Annotated in this window: 18 protein-coding genes; 12 read left to right on the forward strand and 6 right to left on the reverse strand. The window is 64.3% G+C overall.

The genetic code is table 11. The features are described from left to right. Positions 1-5 precede the first annotated feature (5 nt). From rimO to P8Q88_RS13530, 8 genes are all read left to right on the forward strand, one after another. Positions 6-1,379 (forward strand): 30S ribosomal protein S12 methylthiotransferase RimO, encoded by a 1,374-nt coding sequence (gene rimO, locus P8Q88_RS13495; RefSeq protein ID WP_278324349.1) that lies wholly within the window; start codon positions 6-8, stop codon positions 1,377-1,379. Positions 1,380-1,637: 258 nt separating this feature from the next. Continuing rightward, on the forward strand, positions 1,638-4,004 hold the full coding sequence (locus P8Q88_RS13500; protein ID WP_278324350.1) for an EAL domain-containing protein: 2,367 nt from the start codon (positions 1,638-1,640) through the stop codon (positions 4,002-4,004). 212 nt (positions 4,005-4,216) lie between these two features. Continuing rightward, complete coding sequence (locus tag P8Q88_RS13505; RefSeq protein WP_278324351.1) at positions 4,217-5,014, forward strand: transglutaminase-like domain-containing protein; 798 nt, start codon at positions 4,217-4,219, stop codon at positions 5,012-5,014. 85 nt (positions 5,015-5,099) lie between these two features. Then, a complete protein-coding gene (gene zwf / locus P8Q88_RS13510; protein WP_278324352.1) occupies positions 5,100-6,542 on the forward strand; it encodes a glucose-6-phosphate dehydrogenase in 1,443 nt (480 codons plus the stop codon). Further along, positions 6,535-8,349 carry a phosphogluconate dehydratase gene (gene edd, locus P8Q88_RS13515; protein WP_278324353.1) on the forward strand — a complete coding sequence of 605 codons (1,815 nt, stop codon included), beginning with the start codon at positions 6,535-6,537 and terminating at the stop codon, positions 8,347-8,349. Before zwf ends, edd begins: the two co-directional genes overlap by 8 nt. Before the next feature lie 2 nt (positions 8,350-8,351). Next, positions 8,352-9,323 (forward strand): glucokinase, encoded by a 972-nt coding sequence (gene glk, locus P8Q88_RS13520; protein WP_278324354.1) that lies wholly within the window; start codon positions 8,352-8,354, stop codon positions 9,321-9,323. Further along, positions 9,320-9,934: a bifunctional 4-hydroxy-2-oxoglutarate aldolase/2-dehydro-3-deoxy-phosphogluconate aldolase gene (gene eda, locus P8Q88_RS13525; protein WP_278324355.1), complete on the forward strand. Its 615-nt coding sequence runs from the start codon at positions 9,320-9,322 to the stop codon at positions 9,932-9,934. Before glk ends, eda begins: the two co-directional genes overlap by 4 nt. A gap of 71 nt (positions 9,935-10,005) precedes the next feature. Then, positions 10,006-10,674: a L,D-transpeptidase family protein gene (locus P8Q88_RS13530; protein WP_278324356.1), complete on the forward strand. Its 669-nt coding sequence runs from the start codon at positions 10,006-10,008 to the stop codon at positions 10,672-10,674. 6 nt (positions 10,675-10,680) lie between these two features. Here the strand turns inward: P8Q88_RS13530 and tilS are convergent, their stop codons facing one another. From tilS to P8Q88_RS13555, 5 genes are all read right to left on the reverse strand, one after another. Beyond that, positions 10,681-11,649, reverse strand: coding sequence for a tRNA lysidine(34) synthetase TilS (tilS, locus tag P8Q88_RS13535; protein ID WP_512700436.1), 969 nt, complete (start codon positions 11,647-11,649; stop codon positions 10,681-10,683). Next, positions 11,645-12,601 carry a tetratricopeptide repeat protein gene (locus tag P8Q88_RS13540; protein WP_278324358.1) on the reverse strand — a complete coding sequence of 319 codons (957 nt, stop codon included), beginning with the start codon at positions 12,599-12,601 and terminating at the stop codon, positions 11,645-11,647. The genes tilS and P8Q88_RS13540 overlap by 5 nt, the downstream gene beginning before the upstream one ends. A gap of 95 nt (positions 12,602-12,696) precedes the next feature. Continuing rightward, positions 12,697-13,533, reverse strand: a complete 837-nt coding sequence (locus tag P8Q88_RS13545; protein ID WP_278324359.1) for a helix-turn-helix domain-containing protein — start codon at positions 13,531-13,533, stop codon at positions 12,697-12,699. Positions 13,534-13,675: 142 nt separating this feature from the next. Beyond that, positions 13,676-15,946 carry a phosphoenolpyruvate--protein phosphotransferase gene (gene ptsP, locus P8Q88_RS13550; protein WP_278324360.1) on the reverse strand — a complete coding sequence of 757 codons (2,271 nt, stop codon included), beginning with the start codon at positions 15,944-15,946 and terminating at the stop codon, positions 13,676-13,678. Positions 15,947-16,016: 70 nt separating this feature from the next. Continuing rightward, entirely contained in the window at positions 16,017-16,172 is a 156-nt protein-coding gene (locus tag P8Q88_RS13555) for a YdcH family protein (protein WP_278324361.1), read from the reverse strand. A 151-nt stretch (positions 16,173-16,323) separates the two neighbouring features. On the opposite strand from P8Q88_RS13555, the gene P8Q88_RS13560 reads away from it, so the two are divergent. Further along, on the forward strand, positions 16,324-16,533 hold the full coding sequence (locus P8Q88_RS13560; protein ID WP_278324500.1) for a YdcH family protein: 210 nt from the start codon (positions 16,324-16,326) through the stop codon (positions 16,531-16,533). A 90-nt stretch (positions 16,534-16,623) separates the two neighbouring features. Next, a complete protein-coding gene (locus P8Q88_RS13565; protein ID WP_278324362.1) occupies positions 16,624-17,079 on the forward strand; it encodes a DUF1465 family protein in 456 nt (151 codons plus the stop codon). Between the two features lie 7 nt (positions 17,080-17,086). Here the strand turns inward: P8Q88_RS13565 and P8Q88_RS13570 are convergent, their stop codons facing one another. Then, entirely contained in the window at positions 17,087-18,550 is a 1,464-nt protein-coding gene (locus tag P8Q88_RS13570) for a glycerol kinase (protein WP_278324363.1), read from the reverse strand. Positions 18,551-18,612: 62 nt separating this feature from the next. Here P8Q88_RS13570 and P8Q88_RS13575 point away from each other — a divergent pair, with 62 nt between their 5' ends. After that, on the forward strand, positions 18,613-19,485 hold the full coding sequence (locus P8Q88_RS13575; RefSeq protein ID WP_278324364.1) for an MBL fold metallo-hydrolase: 873 nt from the start codon (positions 18,613-18,615) through the stop codon (positions 19,483-19,485). After that, positions 19,470-20,153 carry a DUF4230 domain-containing protein gene (locus P8Q88_RS13580; protein WP_278324365.1) on the forward strand — a complete coding sequence of 228 codons (684 nt, stop codon included), beginning with the start codon at positions 19,470-19,472 and terminating at the stop codon, positions 20,151-20,153. The genes P8Q88_RS13575 and P8Q88_RS13580 overlap by 16 nt, the downstream gene beginning before the upstream one ends. Positions 20,154-20,172: the final 19 nt, after the last annotated feature.

Consider the following 20,172-nt stretch of genomic DNA (forward strand, 5'->3'; position numbering starts at 1 on the left):
GGTACATGAACACCTCCACACCCTCTATCCCCGACCAGAAAAAGGTCGGCATGGTTTCCCTCGGCTGTCCCAAGGCCCTGGTCGATTCCGAGCGCATCCTCACCCGCCTGCGCGCCGACGGATATGCGATGAGCCCTGACTATGCCGGGGCCGATGTGGTGCTGGTCAACACCTGCGGCTTTCTCGACAGTGCCAAGGAGGAAAGCCTTGCCGCAATCGGCGAGGCGATCGCCGAGAACGGCCGCGTGATCGTGACCGGCTGCATGGGCGAGGAAGCCGACGCCATCCGCGCCGCCCACCCCAGCGTGCTGGCGGTCACCGGCGCGCACCAATACGAGGCGGTGGTGGAGGCGGTGCACGAGCACGCTCCCCCGAGCCAGGGCCCCTTCATCGACCTGATCCCGCAGCCCGACATTAAGCTCACGCCGCGGCACTACAGCTATCTGAAGATCTCGGAAGGCTGCAACCATTCCTGCGCCTTCTGCATAATCCCCGACCTGCGCGGAAAACTCGCGAGCCGGCGGATCGATGCAGTGCTGCGCGAGGCCGAAAAGCTGGTCGAGGCGGGCACGAAAGAACTGCTGGTCATCAGCCAGGACACCAGCGCCTATGGTGTCGATACGCGGCACGAGAGCCGAATGTGGAAGGACCGCGAGGTCCGTGCGCATATGACCGATCTGGCCCGCGAACTGGGCCGGCTCGACATTGGCAACGGGACGCCTCCGTGGGTGCGGCTCCACTACGTCTATCCCTATCCGCATGTCGACGCGGTCATTCCGCTGATGGCCGAGGGGCTGTTGACGCCCTATCTCGATATTCCCTTCCAGCACGCCAGCCCGAAAGTCCTGCGTGCAATGAAGCGCCCGGCGAACGAAGCCAAGGTGCTCGAACGCCTTAAGGGGTGGCGCGACATCTGCCCCGACATCGCCATTCGTTCGAGCTTCGTCGTTGGCTTCCCCGGCGAAACCGAGGAAGACTTCAGCTATCTGCTCGACTGGCTGGAAGAAGCGCAGCTCGACCGCGTCGGGGCCTTCCGCTTCGAACCGGTGGAGGGCGCACAAGCCAATGCGCTCCCCGATCCCGTGCCCGAGGAAGTGAAGGAGGAACGCTATGCGCGGGTCATGGAGGTGACCGAGCGCATCAGCGCGACCAAGCTCGCAAGGAAAGTCGGCAAGACCATCCCGGTCATCATCGACGAGCTCGGCAACCCAGACGAGGACGGCGATATCGGAGCCACGGGGCGCAGCCAGGCAGATGCTCCGGAAATCGACGGAGCAGTCTACTTGCGGCAGGTTCCCGGCGATCTGGTCCCCGGATCGATCGTTTCGGTAATGATCGAGGATAGCGACGCGCACGACCTGTTCGGCGTCATCGCCTGATCGCGCTGCCTTGGAAAACCAGCTGCCAGGCGCATTAACTTTGCCGGTTAGGGCTTTCGGCGACAGCCGCAATGGACGGAAAAGTGGGATTTTTCCCAGCCAATTGCGCGTTTCTTCTCCGCTGTCCGCTTCATCTTGGAAAGCACGAAACCTAATCCGCTTTTAACCACCAAACCGCCCGCATTTCCTTGCCTGCCTCTACGAACCGCGAGGCGCGTCAAAGGTTTCTTAAACTTAAGATGCCCATAAGCAGTCGCGATGGGTATCGAACGCGCCTTTGCCGGAACGCGCCTGCCACCACCGCCTGTGCGGTGGGGCAACACGCGACGCGTGGGCGAGAGACTGCGGCATCTCGCTATTTCCTGCGGACTTATCCTTGGTGCGGTGGCCCTGTTCCTGTTCGAGCCGATCGACCAGTTCCTGTGGTTGTTCCAGTCGAAGATTGCCGGTCAGAAAGCGTCCGGAGACATCGTATTCGTCGAAAGTGACCAGATTCTCGACGACCCCAATCTTGGCCACCGCCGCTTGCAACTTGCCAAAGCACTCGACGAACTCGATCGGCGTGGTGTGGGCAAGGTCTATCTGGATGTCGTGTTCGAGGAGCGGTCCGAGAAAGCGTATGATGCCGCTTTGGCCGGAGCCATAGAGCGCCTCGGCCCCCGTATTTCCGTCGCGGATTGGCTCGAACTCGATACAAATGTTCGGCCTCGGATATCCCGCACCGATCCTTCGATCGCAGGCCAAACCAATCGCGTGATTGCCGATCGCCGAGATGACAATTACTTCAACGTCAATTGGAAGACTGCGTTCGGGTTCACCGTAGATGGTGAGCGATTGCCCACACTGGGAGCATCTCTGGGCGGCGATCACACTGCGCAGGGAGGCAGCTTCCAAATCGACTATGGCTTCCCTGGCCAACAGATAGCCAGCGCCCCGCTTTCGAGCCTTACGGAGGGCTCCGCGACCGGTCGCGATCGCAACATCGACTTTGCTGGCAAAACGGTTGTTATTGGGCACGACAAGCGAAGCTCGGGTTCGAACCTCAACGTGCCGAACAGCACCTTCGCTCCACCCAGCTACATCTCCATCTACGCTGGCGAGACTCTCAAGAGCGGACGCGGCGGATACCTTTATTCCGTGACTGTAATTGCAGTGTATGCCCTGTTGCTCGCTGTGCTTGTAATCGCAGCGCCACGGAGACGAAACCGGTGGCTCGCCTATGCTGCCCTCGCCATATCCGTTCCTGCGCTGCTTTTCCTGACAGCGAGGCTTGGATACCGGATCGAGATTTCCTACGCGGCGGGGCTTTTGGCCGTGTACGCGATCTATCGGTGGCGCGCTCGTTGGAAGAGGCGTCTGGCGCTGGTCAATCAGGAAACCGGCCTCCCGACCCTAAAGGCTTTCGACGCGCGTATGGTGCGCGAGCCGATGCTGCGCGGCCATGTCGTAGTAGCCAAGGTGCACAACTACGAGCGCATCCTGAAGAGCCTCGCCCCGGAAGAACGGACCACATATCTGCTCCGACTGGTCGATCGCCTGCGTGCGGTCGACCCGGATCTCGCCATTTTCAGCGAAGGGCACTACGTCGCCTGGCACTCGACTATCGAAGATCGCGCGGCGATGATGGAACACCTCGCCGGCCTCCGCGCGATCTTTGCTGCACCGGTCGTGGTCGGCGATGTATCAGTCGATGTCGGCATCACTTTCGGGGTGTCGGCGATCGACGACGAGACGGCTGGCCGTGTGCCGGCGGCGATGGCCGCAGCCGAAGAAACGTCGGAAGCACACGAGCCTGTCAAGTTTGCCGAAAATGGCGAAAACGCCGATTTGCTGTGGGACATCTCGCTTCGTGCCCGCATCGACGAGGCCATGGAAGCGGGCGAGATCTATTGCGTCTATCAGCCTAAGATCGACACTGCCACCGGGGCCGTCGCCGGCGTCGAGGCCCTGGTTCGATGGCACGATCCGGCAAAGGGCTTCATCGAACCGATGCATTTCGTGCAACAGTGCGAGAAGGCCGGGCGCATGGAACATCTTACGCGCTACGTTCTGCAGAGCGCCTGCTCGGCAGGGCAATTGCTTCATTTCCGCAATGCGCCGATCAAGGTGTCGGTGAATATCTCCGCAACCCTGCTCCGCGACATGCGTGTGGTAGGCCTTGTCCGCAACGCGCTTCAGGCGACCCGCCTGGATCCGCAATTCCTGATCCTCGAGATAACCGAAACATCGCGCATCGCTGACCTGGAGACTGCGTCAACGATCCTCGACGAATTGCTGAAGCTGGGTGTCGGCCTTTCGATCGATGATTTCGGTGTCGGCTCGGCAAATTTCGAGACCTTCTTCTCGCTTCCGTTCACCGAGTTGAAGATCGACCGTCTGTTCGTGTCGAATATCGTATCCGATCCGAAGGCGCGAGCGATCGTCTCGAGCATCATTGAGATGGGCCACCAGGCCCGAATCACGGTCGTGGCCGAGGGGGTGGAAACGATGAAAGAAGCTGAAATCCTTAACGAAATGGGCTGCGACGAGCTTCAGGGATATGTTTTTTCCAGGCCGATATCTCTATCCAAGCTGTTGGAATTCAACGCGAAAAAGGCAGAGGGCCGAGTCGCGAACATGGTTTAGGGTTTACAAACGATTATGGTTAATGACATGCGTTGCCTCTACCAACAGGAGGTACGATCATGTTCAATATCTGGAAATGGTTCTTCCGCGGATAAACCGCGGCCTCGGAATGCATTCATAAAAAAGGGTCCGCTCGGGCCCTTTTTTTTTGCGCATCTCGCATCGCAATCAACCTCCCCGAAACGAAGCAGCGCGTCCGCCGTTGAATGCGCATGGCGCTTACAATCGCAACCCGTTTCGCGTTCAGCGCGGACAAGCCGACCGACGTATTGCTGCAGTTCGAAGCCGCATCTCTGCCCGAACAGGCCATCCGAAACACATCGACCACCCTTCCGGACGCGGAGCATTGCGCACGCATTCCGGCCGAAGACGATATCGGTGAACGGATCTGGCTTCGCGTCGCGGGGCAGTGCGAGGTGCAATACGAAGCCAGCGTCGAGGTCAGGCGGCAACTCGCCGATCTGTCGGAACTGGACACCCTCCCCCCGCACCATCTGCCGGGCGAAGCTGTGCGCTATCTGCTCGACAGCAGATATTGCCCTGCCGATCGCTTCCAACCCTTCGTCGAAGCCGAGTTCGGCTCCACCTCAGGCGGCGCGCGCGTCGCGGCCCTACGCGACTGGATCGAAGACAGGTTCACCTACACGCCCGGCGCGTCGGGACCGGATACGGGCGCCGTCGAGAGCTTCGTGTCGCGCCAGGGGGTCTGCCGCGATTATGCCCACATGCTCGTTACCCTGGCCCGGGCCAGCGCCATCCCCGCGCGCTACGTCTCGTGTTTCGCGCCCGGAGTGACCCCGCAGGATTTTCACGCCGTCGCCGAAGTCTTTCTCGCCGATCCCGAGATCGAGGACGGAGGGACGTGGCAGATCGTCGACGCGACCGGCATGGCCCTTGCGGCCGAAACTGTGAAGATCGGCGTCGGCCGCGATGCTGCCGATGTCAGCTTTCTTACCAGCTTCGGCGCGTGCAATTTCATTTCAAGCGAGATCGACATCCGCAAAGAATAGGAATGCAGCCCTCTGGCAAGCGCCAGCATGCGCTGGTAACCGCCCATCGCAGGAGAGATGACACGATGATCGCAGGCCCGTTCGCATGAGCTTTACAGCAGACCGCCTGCTTTTGTTCGGAGCGACCGGCGACCTTGCGCAGCGCATGCTTTTGCCCTCGCTCTGTGCGCTCGATGCCGATGATCTGCTGCACCCTGAACTGAAGATCGTAGGCACCGCCCGCTCCGATCTCTCGACCCGGGATTTCCGTGATTTCGCGCGCGAGGCGCTGGAGAAGCATCTGCCCAGCAATCGGCGGGGCGGGATCGCCCAGTTCCTCAACCGCCTTCATTACGTGCCCGTCGATGCCACCACGCCGGAGGGCTATGGCGACCTTGCGCGCGAGGTCGGTGAATATGAAAGCGGCCTCGCCATTTTCCTGTCCACGGCCCCCAGCCTTTTCGAAGCGACCATCGCGGGGCTCGAGCATGCCGGCCTGACCAAGGGCAACGTCCGGATCGGCCTCGAAAAGCCTCTTGGCACCGATCTCGAAAGTAGTTGCGAGATCAACGATGCGGTTTCCAAGGCCTTTCCGGAGGACCGGATTTTCCGGATCGACCATTACCTCGGCAAGGAAACGGTCCAGAACCTGCTCGCCCTGCGCTTTGCCAACCTGCTGTTCGAGCCGGTCTGGAATGCGACCTATATCGATCACGTGCAGATCACCGTCGCCGAGACCGTGGGACTGGAATCGCGCGTCGCCTATTACGACGACAGCGGGGCGCTGCGCGACATGGTGCAGAACCACATGCTGCAACTGCTGGCACTGGTTGCGATGGAGCCGCCAACCAGCTTCGATGCGACCGCCGTGCGCGACGAGAAGGTCAAGGTCCTGCGCGCACTGCGCGACGTCGACCGGGACGAGGTGGTCACTGGCCAATATCGCGCCGGAGCCGTGAACGGCCAGGCCGTACCGGGCTATGATGAGGAGCTGGGCAAGGAAAGCGACACCGAAACCTTCGTCGCGATCAAGGCGCATGTCGATAACTGGCGCTGGAAGGGGGTCCCCTTCTACATGCGAACCGGCAAACGCCTGCCCGAGCGCGTGACCGAGATCGTCGTCCAGTTTCGCTGCATCCCGCATTCGATTTTCCAAGGGCGCGGGGCGAGGACCCAGCCCAACCGGCTGGTGATCGGCATCCAGCCCGAAGAGAACATCCAGATGACGATGATGGCCAAGGTACCGGGCCTCGATCGCGACGGACTGCGGCTGCGTTCTGTGCCGCTCGATATTGCCATGCCCGACGCGTTTTCCGGCACGGTGCGTCGGATTGCATACGAACGCTTGTTGTTGGACCTTATCGAAGGCGACCAGACCCTGTTCGTGCGCCGTGACGAGGTCGAGGCGCAATGGGAATGGATCGATGCAATCAGAGCGCTGTGGGGAGAGAACGGCATCGTTCCGAAGACCTACAGCGCAGGCTCTTGGGGCCCGAGCGCGGCCATCGCGCTCGCCGAACGCGACGGAGTAAGCTGGCACGATGACTAAGCCGCTCAACGATACCATACACCGCGTTACGCAGCGGGTGATCGAGAATTCGCGGGCGAGCCGCGGCGACTATCTCGACCTGATGGACCGCGAAGGCGACCGGCAGGTGAACCGCCATTCGCTGTCCTGCTCCAACCTCGCGCATGCGTTCGCCGGGGCGGAAGAGGATCAGGAGGCGATCAAGGCCGCGCGTGGACCCAATCTCGGCGTCGTCACCGCCTATAACGACATGCTGTCGGCCCATCAGCCCTACTACCGCTACCCCGAGCGAATGAAGATCTGGGCACGCGAGGTCGGGGCCACCGTGCAGGTGGCGGGCGGGACCCCCGCAATGTGCGATGGCGTGACGCAAGGCGAGGCGGGCATGGAGCTGTCGCTCTTCAGCCGCGATACGATCGCGCTCAGCACCGTGGTGGCGCTGAGCCACGCCATGTACGACGGCGTCGCTTTGCTCGGCATTTGCGACAAGATCGTGCCCGGCCTGCTGATGGGCGCCTTGCGCTTCGGACATCTTCCCGCAATCTTCGTACCGTCGGGCCCGATGGGCACGGGCATCTCGAACAAGGAAAAGCAGCGCACGCGTCAGCTCTATGCGGAGGGCAAGGTCGGGCGCGACGAATTGCTGGCCAGCGAGATGGGTAGTTACCACTCGCCCGGCACCTGCACCTTCTACGGCACCGCCAATTCCAACCAGATGATGATGGAGATGATGGGGCTGCATGTCCCCGGCGCGGCCTTTGTGCAGCCGGGCGCAAAACTGCGGCAGGAACTGAGCCGTGCCGCGACCCATCGCCTTGCCGCGATCGGTCAGGAGGGCGAGGACTTTCGCCCGCTGTCCCGCGTCGTCGACGAGAAGGCGATCGTCAATGCTGCCATCGGACTGCTGGCGACCGGCGGCTCGACCAATCACGCCATCCATATTCCCGCGATGGCGCGCGCGGCCGGCATCCGCTTCGACTGGAACGACCTCGCCGAACTTTCGCAGGCCGTTCCGCTTGTGGCGCGCGTCTATCCCAATGGATCGGGCGACGTGAACCATTTTCACGAGGCGGGCGGCATGGGCTATGTGATCGGCACGCTGCTCGAAGAGGGGCTTGCCCATCCGGACATCCTGACGGTGTGGGACGGCGGGTTCGAAAGCTATTCGCGCGAACCCGGTTTCGATGGCGAAGCGCTTTCGTGGCGCGACCCCGGCCCGTCGGGCGATACCGAGATGCTGCGCCCCGCCTCCGACCCGTTCCAGACCGATGGCGGCATGCGCCTGGTCGAGGGCAATCTCGGCCGCGCCTGCTTCAAGTCCTCCGCCGTGGAACGCGAGCGCTGGACCGTGGAAGCACCGTGTCGCGTTTTTCAGGACCAGCGTTCGGTCAACGAGGCCTTCAGCAAAGGCGAGCTCGACAAGGACGTCGTCGTCGTCGTCCGCTTTCAGGGTCCCCGCGCCAACGGCATGCCCGAACTGCACAAGCTGACCCCGGCACTCGGCGTGTTGCAGGACCGCGGCTATCGCGTCGCGCTGGTCACCGATGGCCGCATGTCGGGCGCATCGGGCAAGGTGCCCGCAGCGATTCATTGCACGCCCGAGGCGCTCGGCGGCGGGCCGCTGTCGAAACTGCGCGACGGCGATGTGGTCAAGGTCTGCGCGGCGACCGGCGAGCTGTCGACGACGGCCGATCTCGACGCGCGGAACGCCGCCGAAGCGCCCGCCCCCGATCTCGGCATGGGCCGCGAATATTTCGCCATGTTCCGCGCCAATGCGGACGGGGCGGAACAGGGCGCATCCTCCATGCTCGCGATGGCGGGGCTGTGACCATGGATCTCGTCAGCGTCGATATCGGCGGCACTCACGCCCGTTTCGTCATCGCCACCATCGCCGACGACGGCACGATCACGTTGGGCGAGCCCGAGACGATCCACACCGAGGATCATGCCAGCTTCCAGACCGCGTGGGAGGATTTCCGCGACCGCAAGGGCGGATCGCTACCGCCGCGCGTCTCGATGGCGATCGCCGGGCCGGTCGGCGGCGATGTGATCCGGTTCACCAACAATCCGTGGATCATCCGCCCGGCGCTGGTGAAGGAGAAGCTCGGTGTCGAGGAATATTGCATCGTCAACGACTTCGAAGCGGTGGCCCATGCGGTCGCGCGCGTTGACGAAGACCAGTTCATCCATCTGACCGGCCCCGACAAGCCGCTCGCGCCTACCGGCCGCCTCAGCGTGCTGGGCCCCGGCACAGGCCTCGGCGTCGCGCATCTCTATCGCGAGCCCGATGGGACCTATCGCGTCTCCGCGACCGAGGGCGGGCACATCGATTTCGCCCCGCTCGACAGCATAGAGGATGCCATCCTTGCCCGCCTGCGCAAGCGCCACACGCGGGTCTCGGTGGAACGGGTCGTCTCCGGTCCGGCCATTTCGGACATCTACCAGACGCTCGCCGCCATGGAGGGCAGGCCCGTCACCGACGAGGACGATATCGCGATCTGGACGCGCGGGCAGGAGGGCAGCGACAGCCTTGCAGCCGCGGCCGTCGATCGCTTCTGCTTGTCGCTGGGCAGCGTAGCCGGCGACATCGCGCTGGCGCAGGGCGGCTTCGGCGGGGTCGTGATCGCCGGCGGGCTCGGCTTCCGCATTCGCGACACGCTGCTGAAATCCGGCTTTGCCGAGCGCTTCAAGGCCAAGGGCCGGTTCCAGGAACTGATGGCTTCCATCCCGGTCAAGCTCATCACCCATCCGCAACCGGGCCTGTTCGGCGCTGCCGCTGCCTTTGCCAGGGAACACTCATGACCGATATTTCCCAGATCATGCAGACAGCGCCGGTGATCCCGGTGATCGTTGTCGACGAAATCGACCATGCCGAGCCGCTCGCTCGCGCGCTGGTTGCCGGCGGCTTGCGCGTGCTGGAGGTTACGCTGCGCACGCCCGCCGCGCTCGATGCGATCCGCGCGATGAAACGCGTCGAAGGCGCGATTGTCGGCGCGGGCACGGTGACCAACCAGCACGAACTGGCAGACGCGATTGCGGCGGGCAGCGAATTCATCGTTTCGCCCGGCCTCACAGAGCCGCTGGGCAAGGCGGCAATCCGCGAAGGCATTCCCTTCCTGCCCGGCATCGCAAATGCGGGCGACATCATGCGGGGGCTCGACCTTGGCCTGACGCATTTCAAGTTCTTTCCCGCCATGGCGGCGGGCGGTCTGCCAGCCCTGAAAGCGCTTGCCGCACCATTTAGCCAATGCAGGTTCTGCCCGACCGGCGGGGTGTCACTCGACAATGCCAGCGAGTGGCTGGCGTTCGATCCGGTGCTCTGCGTCGGCGGCAGCTGGGTCGCGCCGCGCGGTGCGATCGATCCGTCCGACGTGGAGCGCATCGCGCGCGAGGCCGCCGAACTTCGCGCCTGACTCCTGTACCCTGATGGAACGGCAGTGGGCGGACGCTGGAAATTACCAGCGATCCGGCGCATAACAGCGGCATGGACATGATGCTGAAATGGATCGGTGGCGCAACGCTCGTCCTTGTGGCGGGCTTTGCCGGCCTGTTCCTCAACGGCTCTCTCGAGGCCGAGGGCGAGGCACCGCGCAGCACGCCCGCCACGGCTGCCGTCGCAAGCGAATCTGGCGAGCCTGCGCTCGACCCCCTGGGTGCGCTCGCGGCCAAGGCGCTTGCCGACCAGCAGCGTCTTTACACCGTCCGCCGGGTGCTCCCGATCGACGGCCCGATCAAATATGGCGAATGGCATTGGGACGACGAGGGTGTTCCCGAAGGGCCGCTACTCGTGACCGTGGATCTCGAGGCGCGCGTCATCTCGATCTTTCGCGGCGGCTACGAAATCGGTGCGGCTGCCGTGATGCTGGGGACCGACGATTACCCCACCCCGACCGGCAAATTCCCGATCCTGTGGAAGCAGCGGCACAATGTGTCCGAGAAATATGGCAATGCGCCAATGCCGTGGAGCATGTTTCTGACCCGCGATGGTATCGCGATCCATGGCGGGTCGGAGGTCGAGAACGGCTACGCCAGCCATGGCTGCGTGGGAGTGCCCGACGAAATCGCCTCGCGCCTCTTCGACATCGCCAAGGAAGGCGACATGGTGGTCATCACCGATGGCGAGACGCTGCAGCTCGGCGACAGTATCGTCTGAACGCGCTCACCCCGCGCGGCGGGGCGGCTCCGGCTCGAGGTTCCAGCGCACCACGTCGATGCCAAGATCGCTCGGGTCGGTCACCGGGCGGACTAATATCCCGGACAGGTTCGCGCCCTTACCGTCCTCCAGCCGGTCCACGAGCCGATCGAGCTCGCTTCGCGCAGGGTTCGCGCCCATCCGCGCAAACAGCACTGCGAGCATTTCGATATTCTCGAACCGCGACGCTCCGGGGTAAAACCACCAGCGCTCCCCGTCATTCCCGCACAGCGTGTCGAAGCTCTCGGATAGCTGAGCGGCCAGAAACTCCTCGGCATCGGCAAGCAGCGCGGCGCTCTGCGCGATCCCGGCCGTGTCGATCCAGTCGGCTTGCGCCAAGGCCTGGCGAATGCGCACGCGCTCGAATGCCTGATCGGCATTGCTCGGATCATCCGCAACCTCGATCCCCGCCTGCTCCACGATCGCGCGAAGCTCCGCTCTACGGAAACCGAGGAGCGGGCGCAGGATGTCCACATCACACCCCTCCACGCGCCCCTTCGGCCGGATCCCGGCAAGCCCGGCAAGCCCGCTGCCCCGGTTGAGCCGCATGAGCAGTGTCTCGGCCTGATCGTCGGCGTGATGGGCAGTCAGTACCGCAGCGAGGTCGCGCGAACCCGCCCATTCGCCCAACGCGGCATAGCGCGCTCGACGCGCCTCCTGCTGCAGATTGCCTTCATCGACCCGGACTTCGAGAACCGTACAGGGGACTGCAAGCTTTGCGCAGAGATCCGCGACAAGCCGGCACTCACGGGCGGCCTCGGCCCGCAGACCGTGATCGACGGTCGCGACCTCGAAATCGTCCAGCACATCCCGGGCCAGTAGCAGCATGGCCATGCTGTCCGGCCCGCCGGACACGGCGAGGCCAACACGCCCTGGCGCATCGAGCCTGCCGATTGCTTGGCGAAACTTGCTTACGTGATCGATGGGATCGTCAATTGCAGGTCACCTTGCTTCGCTGGGTCGCATATTGCCCGCTCAGGCGGCCCGACGCCAGTGCCGGATAGGTTTCGGCGAATTCCGCCAGCGCGATGCAGGCCCGGTTGGTGTCGTTGAGCGCAATCATCGACTCGGCAAGATAGAGCAGGCTGTCGCCCGCGCGCGCGCCGCCCTTGTCGTCTTGGTAGTTCTTCAGGAACCACGGCGCCGCCTCGCGCGCCTTGCCATCGTCAAGATAGGCGCGGCCGAGCAGATTGCGGCCATAGGTCGCCCGCCAGTGATTGGGGTGCTGTTCGACGAACATCGTCAGCTGCTGCTGCGCTTCGGGGAAGAAACCGGCATCCCACAGGCGGAAGCCGTAGGAATACTCATCATCCGCCGCATCGTCCGTCTGCGGCTTGGCAATCGCCTGCACCGCGGCAAGGCGCGCCGCGCTCGGCCCCGAGGCGGTCGCTGCGGTACCGGTCATCTGCTCGGTATTGCGCGCAACCGCGTTGGTCGAGGGGGAGACGATGCTGTCGCCGGTGTCCGTCGACGTTCCGGTGGTCGTATTGCCGGTCGTTCCGGCTGCTCCGGCGCTGCCACCGCCCTCCAGCGCTTCGAGCCGCATCGTCAGCAACCGCACGGCATTGGCATTTTCCTCGATCTGCGAGGTTTGCTGCTGCAGCTGCGATTCCAGCGCATCGAGGCGGGCGAGAATATCGGTGACTGCCGTTGTCGAGGGGGTGCTGACGGTTGAATCGACGCTGGGCCGCGCGCTGATTTCCGGTTCGAAATAGCGCCCGTCGCCACCGGGGAAGACCTTGCGCTGCAAGGCGCGCACTTCCATTTCGAGGCGGCGGATGCGGTCTTCCGCATTGTCATCCTGCGCCAGCGCGGGCGCCCCGGTCGCAAGCAGGGCGAAGATGGCGGCACCGGTGGTCGTGGCACGAAGGGTGCGTCCGAATGTCATCGGCAAGGCTCCTGAACGAATGTCCTGATCGGGTGAATGGCCTAGCGCCCCGAACCTGTCGAGGTGGTGAAGCGCGCTTTTCCTCTGTGCAGGCGCTATCCTGCGGGCGGCGAGGCAGCCGGAGCCGCCGTTGCAGGCGACGAAGCCGGGGCAGCCGAGCGCTCGAGCAGGGCCTCGGCGGTGACGGGCACGTCGCTAACCACCTCGTCTTCCTCGGAAATCCTGGGCACGCTCTGACCGCCCACCGTGATGGCGAACGCATAGGGACGCCCGGTGCGGATCTGCGGATTTCGCGCATCCTCCGGCACGGTGAAAGTGTCGCCGACGGCCATGATGCCTTCGTAGAGACTCTCCCCGGCATCGTCGTAGAACCGGACCCAGGTTCCCTCCACCTCATTGGTGAAGACGACCGGGCCGGTCGGCGCGGCCGGGCTGGCCGTGGCCGCGGGTGCAGGCTCGTTCGCCGCGACCTGCTCTGTTTCGTCCTGCAGCGGAGCGGGGCCGAGGCCCGGCGCGAGATAGCTGCGATAGAAGGCGTAAATTCCGCCCAGCAGCAGAATGGCTGCGATAACGGCGAACCATGCAAGGCCGCGACCCGGCACACGGGCGGGATCGCCGGGTTCGAACTTCGCGGGGACCATCCGCTCTCCACCGTCGCCGGTCGCCAATTGCTCGCGGACCTGCGCGATGACCTCGTTCTCGTCGAGATCGACCGCGCGGGCGTAGGTGCGGCTGAAACCGATGGCGTAGGTGCGCGAGGGAAGCGCCGCGAAATCATCGGCCTCGATAGCTTCGAGATGGCGCCTGGGAATGCGCGTTTCCGCTGCAATCTGGTCGAGCTCGTATCCCTTGCCTTCGCGTGCCGCACGCAATCGCGCGCCGACCGTATCTCCAGGTGGCAGGGTTTCCTCGACGTGTTCGTTCGTTTCCATGCAAATCCCGATTGGCGACCATGCGGTTCGCACCGCCCCGTTTTATTCTTGCCGCTGAAAGCGTCGCGGGCGTGCGACTGTCAAGGGCGGTGTGTAGCACGAGTCGGACTGTCCGGCGAGCCGCGCTCCACGCGCGACGAAATCAGTCCGCTTCGATATCGCGCTCTTCCGCCCACGTCCTGAGCGCGGCCCGCATGTCGGGCGGAGGCGTGACCAGCCATCGCGTCATCTGCTCGCCGATTTCCTTGAGGTCGATCTTGCGCACCAGTTCCTTGATCGGACCGACGGCGGCCGGCGTGATCGACAGCCGGCGATAGCCGATGCCGAGCAGGGCAATCGCCTCGAGCCGGCGGCCGCCCATTTCGCCGCACACGCCGATGCGGACCGGCTGGCCGATCGTTGCATCGGCCACGCGCTTGAGGAACCGCAGGATAGCAGGGCTCAGCCAGTCGTAACGTTGCGCCAGCTTCGGGTTGGCGCGGTCGGCAGCAAAAAGGAACTGCGTCAGATCATTGGTGCCGACCGAGATGAAGGACAGGCGCGGAATGAGCTGGTCGAGCGTTTCCGCAAGAGCCGGGACTTCGAGCATGCAGCCGTATTCGATCGATTCCGGCAGGATGTGGCGGCGCTCGCGGAGGAAGTTCAGCTGATGCTCGAACACGGCCTTGGCCGCATCGAACTCCCATGGCTCGGAAACCATCGGGAACATCACCGACAATTGCCGCCCGGCCGCGGCCTCCAGCAGCGCTCTCGCCTGCGCCTTCAACAGGCCTTCACGCTCCAGCGAAAGCCGCAAGGCTCGCCAGCCCATGGCCGGATTTTCGTCGCGCTCGCCGATCTGCGAATTGAGATAGGGGACCGCCTTGTCGCCGCCGATGTCCACCGTGCGAAAGATCACGGGCTTGTCCCCCGCAGCATCCAGCACGTCGCGATACAGCCGCAATTGCCGGTCGCGCTGCGGCAGCGTGGCAGAGACGAGGAACTGGAACTCGGTCCGGAACAGGCCGACCCCGTCCGCCCCGGTCAGCTGCAGCATGCTCATATCGTCGCGCAGGCCCGCATTGATCATCACCGTGATCCGCGTCCCATCGCGGGTGAACGGCTCGACCTCGCGCAATTCGGCATAGGTCGCCTGCTGCTCGCGCATCTTGGTGAAGCGTGCTTCGAAGGCATCGAGCACCGGCTGGCCCGGGCGCAGCGTCACGGTGCCGCGGTCTGCATCGAGCAAGATGTCGTCGCCCTCGCTCACCCGCGCACGCACGCCATCTGCCCGGCCCAGCACAGGGATACCCATGGCCCGCGCCACGATGACCACATGCGCGGTGAGCGAGCCTTCCTCCAGAACCACGCCCTTAAGCCGGCGGCGGTCGTATTCGAGCAGCTCCGCCGGTCCGAGATTGCGCGCGATCAGGATGGTGTCGCGCCTGAGGCCCTGCGTCGCGGCGGTACCCAGCTGGCCCGACACGATCCGCAACAGGCGGTTCGACAGATCCTCCAGATCGTGCATCCGGTCGGCCAGCAGCGGATCGTCGATTTCGCGCATCCGCATGCGGGTGCGCTGCTGCACGCGTTCGATCGCCGCCTCGGCCGTCAGCCCGCTGTCGATCGCCTCGTTGATCCGGCGGCTCCAGCCCTCGTCATAGGCGAACATCTTGTAGGTCTCGAGCACCTCCACATGCTCGCCGCCCTTGCCGAATTCGGGTTCCTTGCCGAGCGCGTCGATCTGCTCGCGCATCTTGTCGAACGCGCGGTAAACGCGCTGGCGCTCTGCCTCGATATCCTCGGCCACAACCTGGTCGATCTCGATCCGCGGCTGGTGGAACACCGCCTTGCCCGTCGCCAGGCCCTTGACCAGCGTGAGGCCCTCGATGACCTCGGTTTCGATATGCGGTTCGCCGAAATCGATCGCCTCCTCGTCATCGACGAGCTCCTTGTGCGCGATCAGCTCCGACAGGATCATCGCCGTCGTCTGGAGCGCCTCGATCTCGACGTCCTCGTAACGCCGCGGTTCGACATGCTGTACGCACAATACGCCCACCGCGCGTTCACGATAGACGATCGGTACGCCGGCGAAGGAATGGAACTTTTCCTCCCCCGTTTCGGGGCGATAGAGAAAGTCGGGATGGGCCTTGGCCTCGGCAAGGTTGAGCGTTTCGATATTCTTGGCGATGGTGCCCGTCAGCCCCTCGCCCACGGCCATCCTCGTGACGTGGACCGCATCGGGATTGAGGCCGCGGGTCGCGAACAGCTCCAGCGCGCCTTCACGAAGGAGGTAGACCGAGCATACCTCGCTATCGAGGCTCTCGGCGATCACTTCCACGACGCGGTCGAGCTTGTGCTGGGCATGGGTGCGCCCGGCCATGATTTCATGCAGGCGGGTAAGGATCTGGCGGGCGGAGGCGGCAGCTGACATGCCTTGCCCTATAGCAAATACCCGGTTTGGCGAAAGCGGGACGAAGGCCCGCTTCCGCCACAGGTCCGGATCAGCAGCTGGCGAGCTCTTCCTTGATCTTGAGCTTGCGCTTCTTGAGCTGCTGGATCATCGCGATGTCGGGCGCCGGTCGGATCTGTTCCGCATGCAGGCGGGCTTCGAGACCGGCGTGCTTTGCTTTGAGCGCTTCGACATGGGATGATTGCATCGGGCTGTCTCCTTACGGGTTAATGCGACCCCAAAGAGCGACTCGTGCCATGCGGCACGCGCCGCGTGATGACTATGTGACCATAGTATTGCCGATTTACAAACCCCCAACTGAGCGCCATGCGACGAAACGAGATACGGGAAGGATCGAGGTGAACGAGCAGGAGCTGCGCAAGAGGCTGGAGATGTTGCGGAGCGAACACCGCGATCTCGATGCTGCCATCGCCGCGCTGAGCGATGCCGGCGATGGGGGCGGCTTCGTCGACCAGCTGCAGATCGCCCGCCTCAAGAAACGCAAGCTCCAGCTCAAGGACCGGATCGCGATCATCGAGGATACGTTGCTGCCCGATATCATCGCCTGATCGGGCAGGAACCACGGCTCCCCGTGCCAGCCGGACACAACATGGTAAACGCGCTGGTCACGATTTGCGCGCTGGCGTAGCTGCGGAGGCATGGCCGCACGCACCATCAACCAGCAGATTATCGAGGAGCTTTACGCTGAAGCTCTCGTGCTCGCCGACGATGCGCGCGCGGCATTCGGGCTGCGGCTGCACGCCGATACCGCGACGCAGGACGATGCCCTGCGCATCGCGCTCTCGATCGAGGGATTGCGCACCACCACCCGCGTGATGCACGTGCTGGCCTGGCTGCTGAATCAGCGGGCGTATTTCTCTGGCGAACTGAGCGAGGCGCAGCTGCGCCGCACCAGTGCCTTGCCCGACGAACGTGCTGCCGATCCAGGCAATCTCGAGGTGCTGGAGCCGGAAACGCGCGCGCTGATCCATGAGAGCGAGCAGCTGCACGCGCGGGTCGCCCGGCTCGACCGCGAGCTGCGCGGCGCTGCCGGTCACGGGGACGCGCCGGTGCGCGCGATGCAGGACCGGCTCGCCCGGGCCTTCGGCGAATAACCCTGAGTCAGGCCGCGCCCAGCGCCTTCGCATAACGTTGCAATCGTGCCTCGCGAACGTCCGCCGTCATGGCGGGCGCGAAGCTGCGGCCGCCGCCGCGCATGGCCTTCGCCGCCGCATCGAGTGAGGGTTGCAACCCGGCTCCGACCGCAGCGAGGATCGCGGCGCCCAGCGCTGTGGTCTCGATAAAGTCCGGCCGCTCGACCTCGAGATCGAGGATATCGGCAAGGTCCTGCGCCATCCAGTCGTTCGCGCTCATCCCACCATCAATCCTCAGCCGCGTCCAGGGCGCCCCATCGGCAGCGAAGGCGCTCGCCAGATCGTGGGTCTGGTGGGCCATTGCCTCAAGCGCCGCGCGGGCAATTTCTGCCCGACCGCTGGCGAAGCTCAAGCCGCTGATGACGCCGCGCGCGTCCGGCTTCCAGTGCGGCGCGCCGAGCCCTGCCAGGGCCGGCACGATGACGACTTCTCCGCTGCTTTCGATTGACCGGGCAAGCTCCTCGGTCTCCGCAGCGCTGCCGATCAGCCCCAGCTGGTCGCGCAAATACTGGACGAGGCTGCCTGCGACAAAGCAAGCGCCTTCGATCGCATAGGTCCGCTCGCCCGCCTCCTGGTAGAGGACGGTGCCGAGCAGCCGATTGTCGGACCGGGGAATATCCCTGCCCTTGTTGGTAAGGACGAAGGCCCCGGTGCCGTATGTCGCCTTGGTATCACCGAAAGCGAGGCAACCTTGCCCGATGGTGGCCGATTGCTGGTCGCCCGCCAGCCCGCAGATCTGGATTTCGGCCCCGAGGCACTCGGCTCGCGCTGTGGCAATGCGGCCATGCGTATCGACAACCTGCGGCAGGCTGGCGCTCGGGACGCCGAAAAGCTCGCACAACTCCTCGTCGAACTGCGCCCCGTCCAGCGCGAGCAACAGCGTGCGACTGGCGTTGCTGGCGTCGCTGGCGTGGGTGCCGCCGGACAGCTTGTGGACGAGCCAGCTCTCGACCGTACCGAACGCCAGATCGCCGCGCTGCGATGCGGTGCGGACTGCCTCGTCATTGTCGAGCATCCAGCGCATCTTGGTGCCGGAAAAATAGGGATCGAGCAGCAGTCCGGTGCGCTTCTGCACACCGTCCTCGTGGCCATAGCTCTTCATGTCGGCACAGAAACCCGCCGTGCGCCGATCCTGCCACACGATCGCACGAGCGAGAGGCTCGCCGCTGTTCCGGTCCCACGCGACGACCGTCTCGCGCTGGTTGGTAATGCCGATGGCGGCAATGCGACCCGGCTCGTTCCCCACCACATCGCGCGCGCAGGACAGGGTCTTGTCCCAGATTTCCTGCGCATCGTGTTCGACCCAGCCGGGACGCGGATAATACTGCGTGATCTCGGCCTGCGAGACCGCTTCCATCGTCCCGTCCGGCGCAAAAATCATCGCCCGGGTCGAAGTCGTCCCGGCGTCGAGTACGAGGATGCTGTCGGCCATGCGCTCTCCCTTGCCACTGGCGGGTGGTGACATGGCGCATCCCAAGCCCCATATGCAAGGGCATGGCAGGAGCTCCCCCCAAGCCCTGGCCCACCGGCCAGGCGATGCAGCTGGAACCGCTGGTGCGCCGCGTGCTGGCTCCCAACCCCTCGCCCTATACCTATACGGGAACCCAGACCTACATCGTGGGCCTGGGTGATGGCTGCGCGGTCATCGACCCCGGTCCGGCGGACGAAGCCCATTTGCTCGCTCTGGATGCCGCGATCGGCGACGAGCACGTGTGCGCGATCATGTGCACCCATACCCATCGCGACCACTCGCCTGCCGCCAAGCCGCTCTCCGCGCGCACCGGCGCGCCCGTGGTGGGCTGCGCGCCGCTGGTCATCGATAGCGACCTGCCCCGGGCCGACGAGAGTTTCGATTCGAGTTACGAACCCGACCGCGTGATGGAGGATGGCGAGAAGATGACCGGCCCGGGCTGGACGCTGACCGCGGTCGCAACGCCCGGCCATGTCTCCAACCACCTGTGCTTCGCACTGGAGGAAAGCGGCGCGCTGTTCACCGGCGATCATATCATGGGCTGGTCGACCAGCGTCGTGATCCCGCCCGATGGCGACATGGGCGATTACATGCTCAGCCTCGAGAAGCTGCACGCCCGCGAGGACCGCGTGTTCTATCCAGCGCATGGCGAGGCGGTGGAAAAGCCCCGCCAGCTGGTGCGCGGAATGATCGGCCATCGCCGCCAGCGCGAGAACCAGATTATCCGCCTGCTGGGCGATGGTCCACATGACGCCGCCGGTTTCGTGCCGAAGATGTACAAGGGCCTCGATCGGAAGCTGCACAAGGCGGCGGAAATGTCGGTGACCGCGCATCTGATCGATCTGGAACGCCGCGGCCTCGTCGCACGTTCGGGCGATACATGGCGAACGATCTGAAAACCCGCGAGAATACGGTCCAGCCCGAAGTGACGCGCGACCGGCCACTCGCGCGGGTGCAGGCGGTTCCGTGGCTCATCGTCATCGCTCTCCTGGCAGCGGTCGCCTGGCTCGGCTGGCGCGCTTTCGTCTACGAAGAGGAAGGCGACCCTGTGGGCAGCGCGATGCTGGCCTTCGAAAAGCAGAATTCGCTGACCGTCTTTTCTTCGCGGTTCGAGGTGGTGGCGGAAAGCGTCGACAACCGGGGCCCCTTCGGCCAGATCGAATCGCGCCAGGCCGTCATTGTTCCGGCCTCGGTCGAATACCGGCTCGACCTCGGCGAGATGGATCGCGACGATTTCACCTGGAATGCGGAGACCAGTCGGCTGACGGTCACTTTACCGCAATTGCAAACGAGCCGCCCGAATCTCGACGAAGCGCGCGCGCGCGTCTATACCGAGGGGCTGTATGTGAGCCGCGATGCTAGCGCCGACCTTGCGCGGAACAACTCGCAGCAGGCGGAGCGCAAGGCCTCTGCCTTTGCCAAGAATCGCGAAATCCTGGAACTGGCACGAACCGCCGCGAAACAGGCGGTTCGCCAAAACCTTGCAATCCCGCTTCAGGTCGCCGGATATGACGAAATCACCGTCGATGTCCGCTTCGCAAACGAGCCCACGCCCGACGCCTGATTTGACCAGACGACCTACC

This window comes from Qipengyuania marincola (genome assembly GCF_029688625.1).
Taxonomy (GTDB): Bacteria; Pseudomonadota; Alphaproteobacteria; order Sphingomonadales; family Sphingomonadaceae; genus Qipengyuania.

Excerpts from the sequence above, each read along its gene's own strand:
- P8Q88_RS13575 (WP_278324364.1), top strand. The coding sequence starts at position 18,613 with ATGGCAGGAGCTCCCCCCAAGCCCTGGCCCACCGGCCAGGCGATGCAG.
- P8Q88_RS13545 (WP_278324359.1), bottom strand. The coding sequence starts at position 13,533 with ATGGAAACGAACGAACACGTCGAGGAAACCCTGCCACCTGGAGATACG.
- eda (WP_278324355.1), top strand. The coding sequence starts at position 9,320 with ATGACCGATATTTCCCAGATCATGCAGACAGCGCCGGTGATCCCGGTG.
- P8Q88_RS13530 (WP_278324356.1), top strand. The coding sequence starts at position 10,006 with ATGGACATGATGCTGAAATGGATCGGTGGCGCAACGCTCGTCCTTGTG.
- glk (WP_278324354.1), top strand. The coding sequence starts at position 8,352 with ATGGATCTCGTCAGCGTCGATATCGGCGGCACTCACGCCCGTTTCGTC.
- edd (WP_278324353.1), top strand. The coding sequence starts at position 6,535 with ATGACTAAGCCGCTCAACGATACCATACACCGCGTTACGCAGCGGGTG.
- zwf (WP_278324352.1), top strand. The coding sequence starts at position 5,100 with ATGAGCTTTACAGCAGACCGCCTGCTTTTGTTCGGAGCGACCGGCGAC.
- P8Q88_RS13565 (WP_278324362.1), top strand. The coding sequence starts at position 16,624 with ATGGCCGCACGCACCATCAACCAGCAGATTATCGAGGAGCTTTACGCT.
- ptsP (WP_278324360.1), bottom strand. The coding sequence starts at position 15,946 with ATGTCAGCTGCCGCCTCCGCCCGCCAGATCCTTACCCGCCTGCATGAA.
- rimO (WP_278324349.1), top strand. The coding sequence starts at position 6 with ATGAACACCTCCACACCCTCTATCCCCGACCAGAAAAAGGTCGGCATG.
- P8Q88_RS13500 (WP_278324350.1), top strand. The coding sequence starts at position 1,638 with ATGGGTATCGAACGCGCCTTTGCCGGAACGCGCCTGCCACCACCGCCT.
- P8Q88_RS13540 (WP_278324358.1), bottom strand. The coding sequence starts at position 12,601 with ATGACATTCGGACGCACCCTTCGTGCCACGACCACCGGTGCCGCCATC.
- P8Q88_RS13580 (WP_278324365.1), top strand. The coding sequence starts at position 19,470 with ATGGCGAACGATCTGAAAACCCGCGAGAATACGGTCCAGCCCGAAGTG.
- P8Q88_RS13505 (WP_278324351.1), top strand. The coding sequence starts at position 4,217 with ATGGCGCTTACAATCGCAACCCGTTTCGCGTTCAGCGCGGACAAGCCG.
- P8Q88_RS13570 (WP_278324363.1), bottom strand. The coding sequence starts at position 18,550 with ATGGCCGACAGCATCCTCGTACTCGACGCCGGGACGACTTCGACCCGG.
- P8Q88_RS13555 (WP_278324361.1), bottom strand. The coding sequence starts at position 16,172 with ATGCAATCATCCCATGTCGAAGCGCTCAAAGCAAAGCACGCCGGTCTC.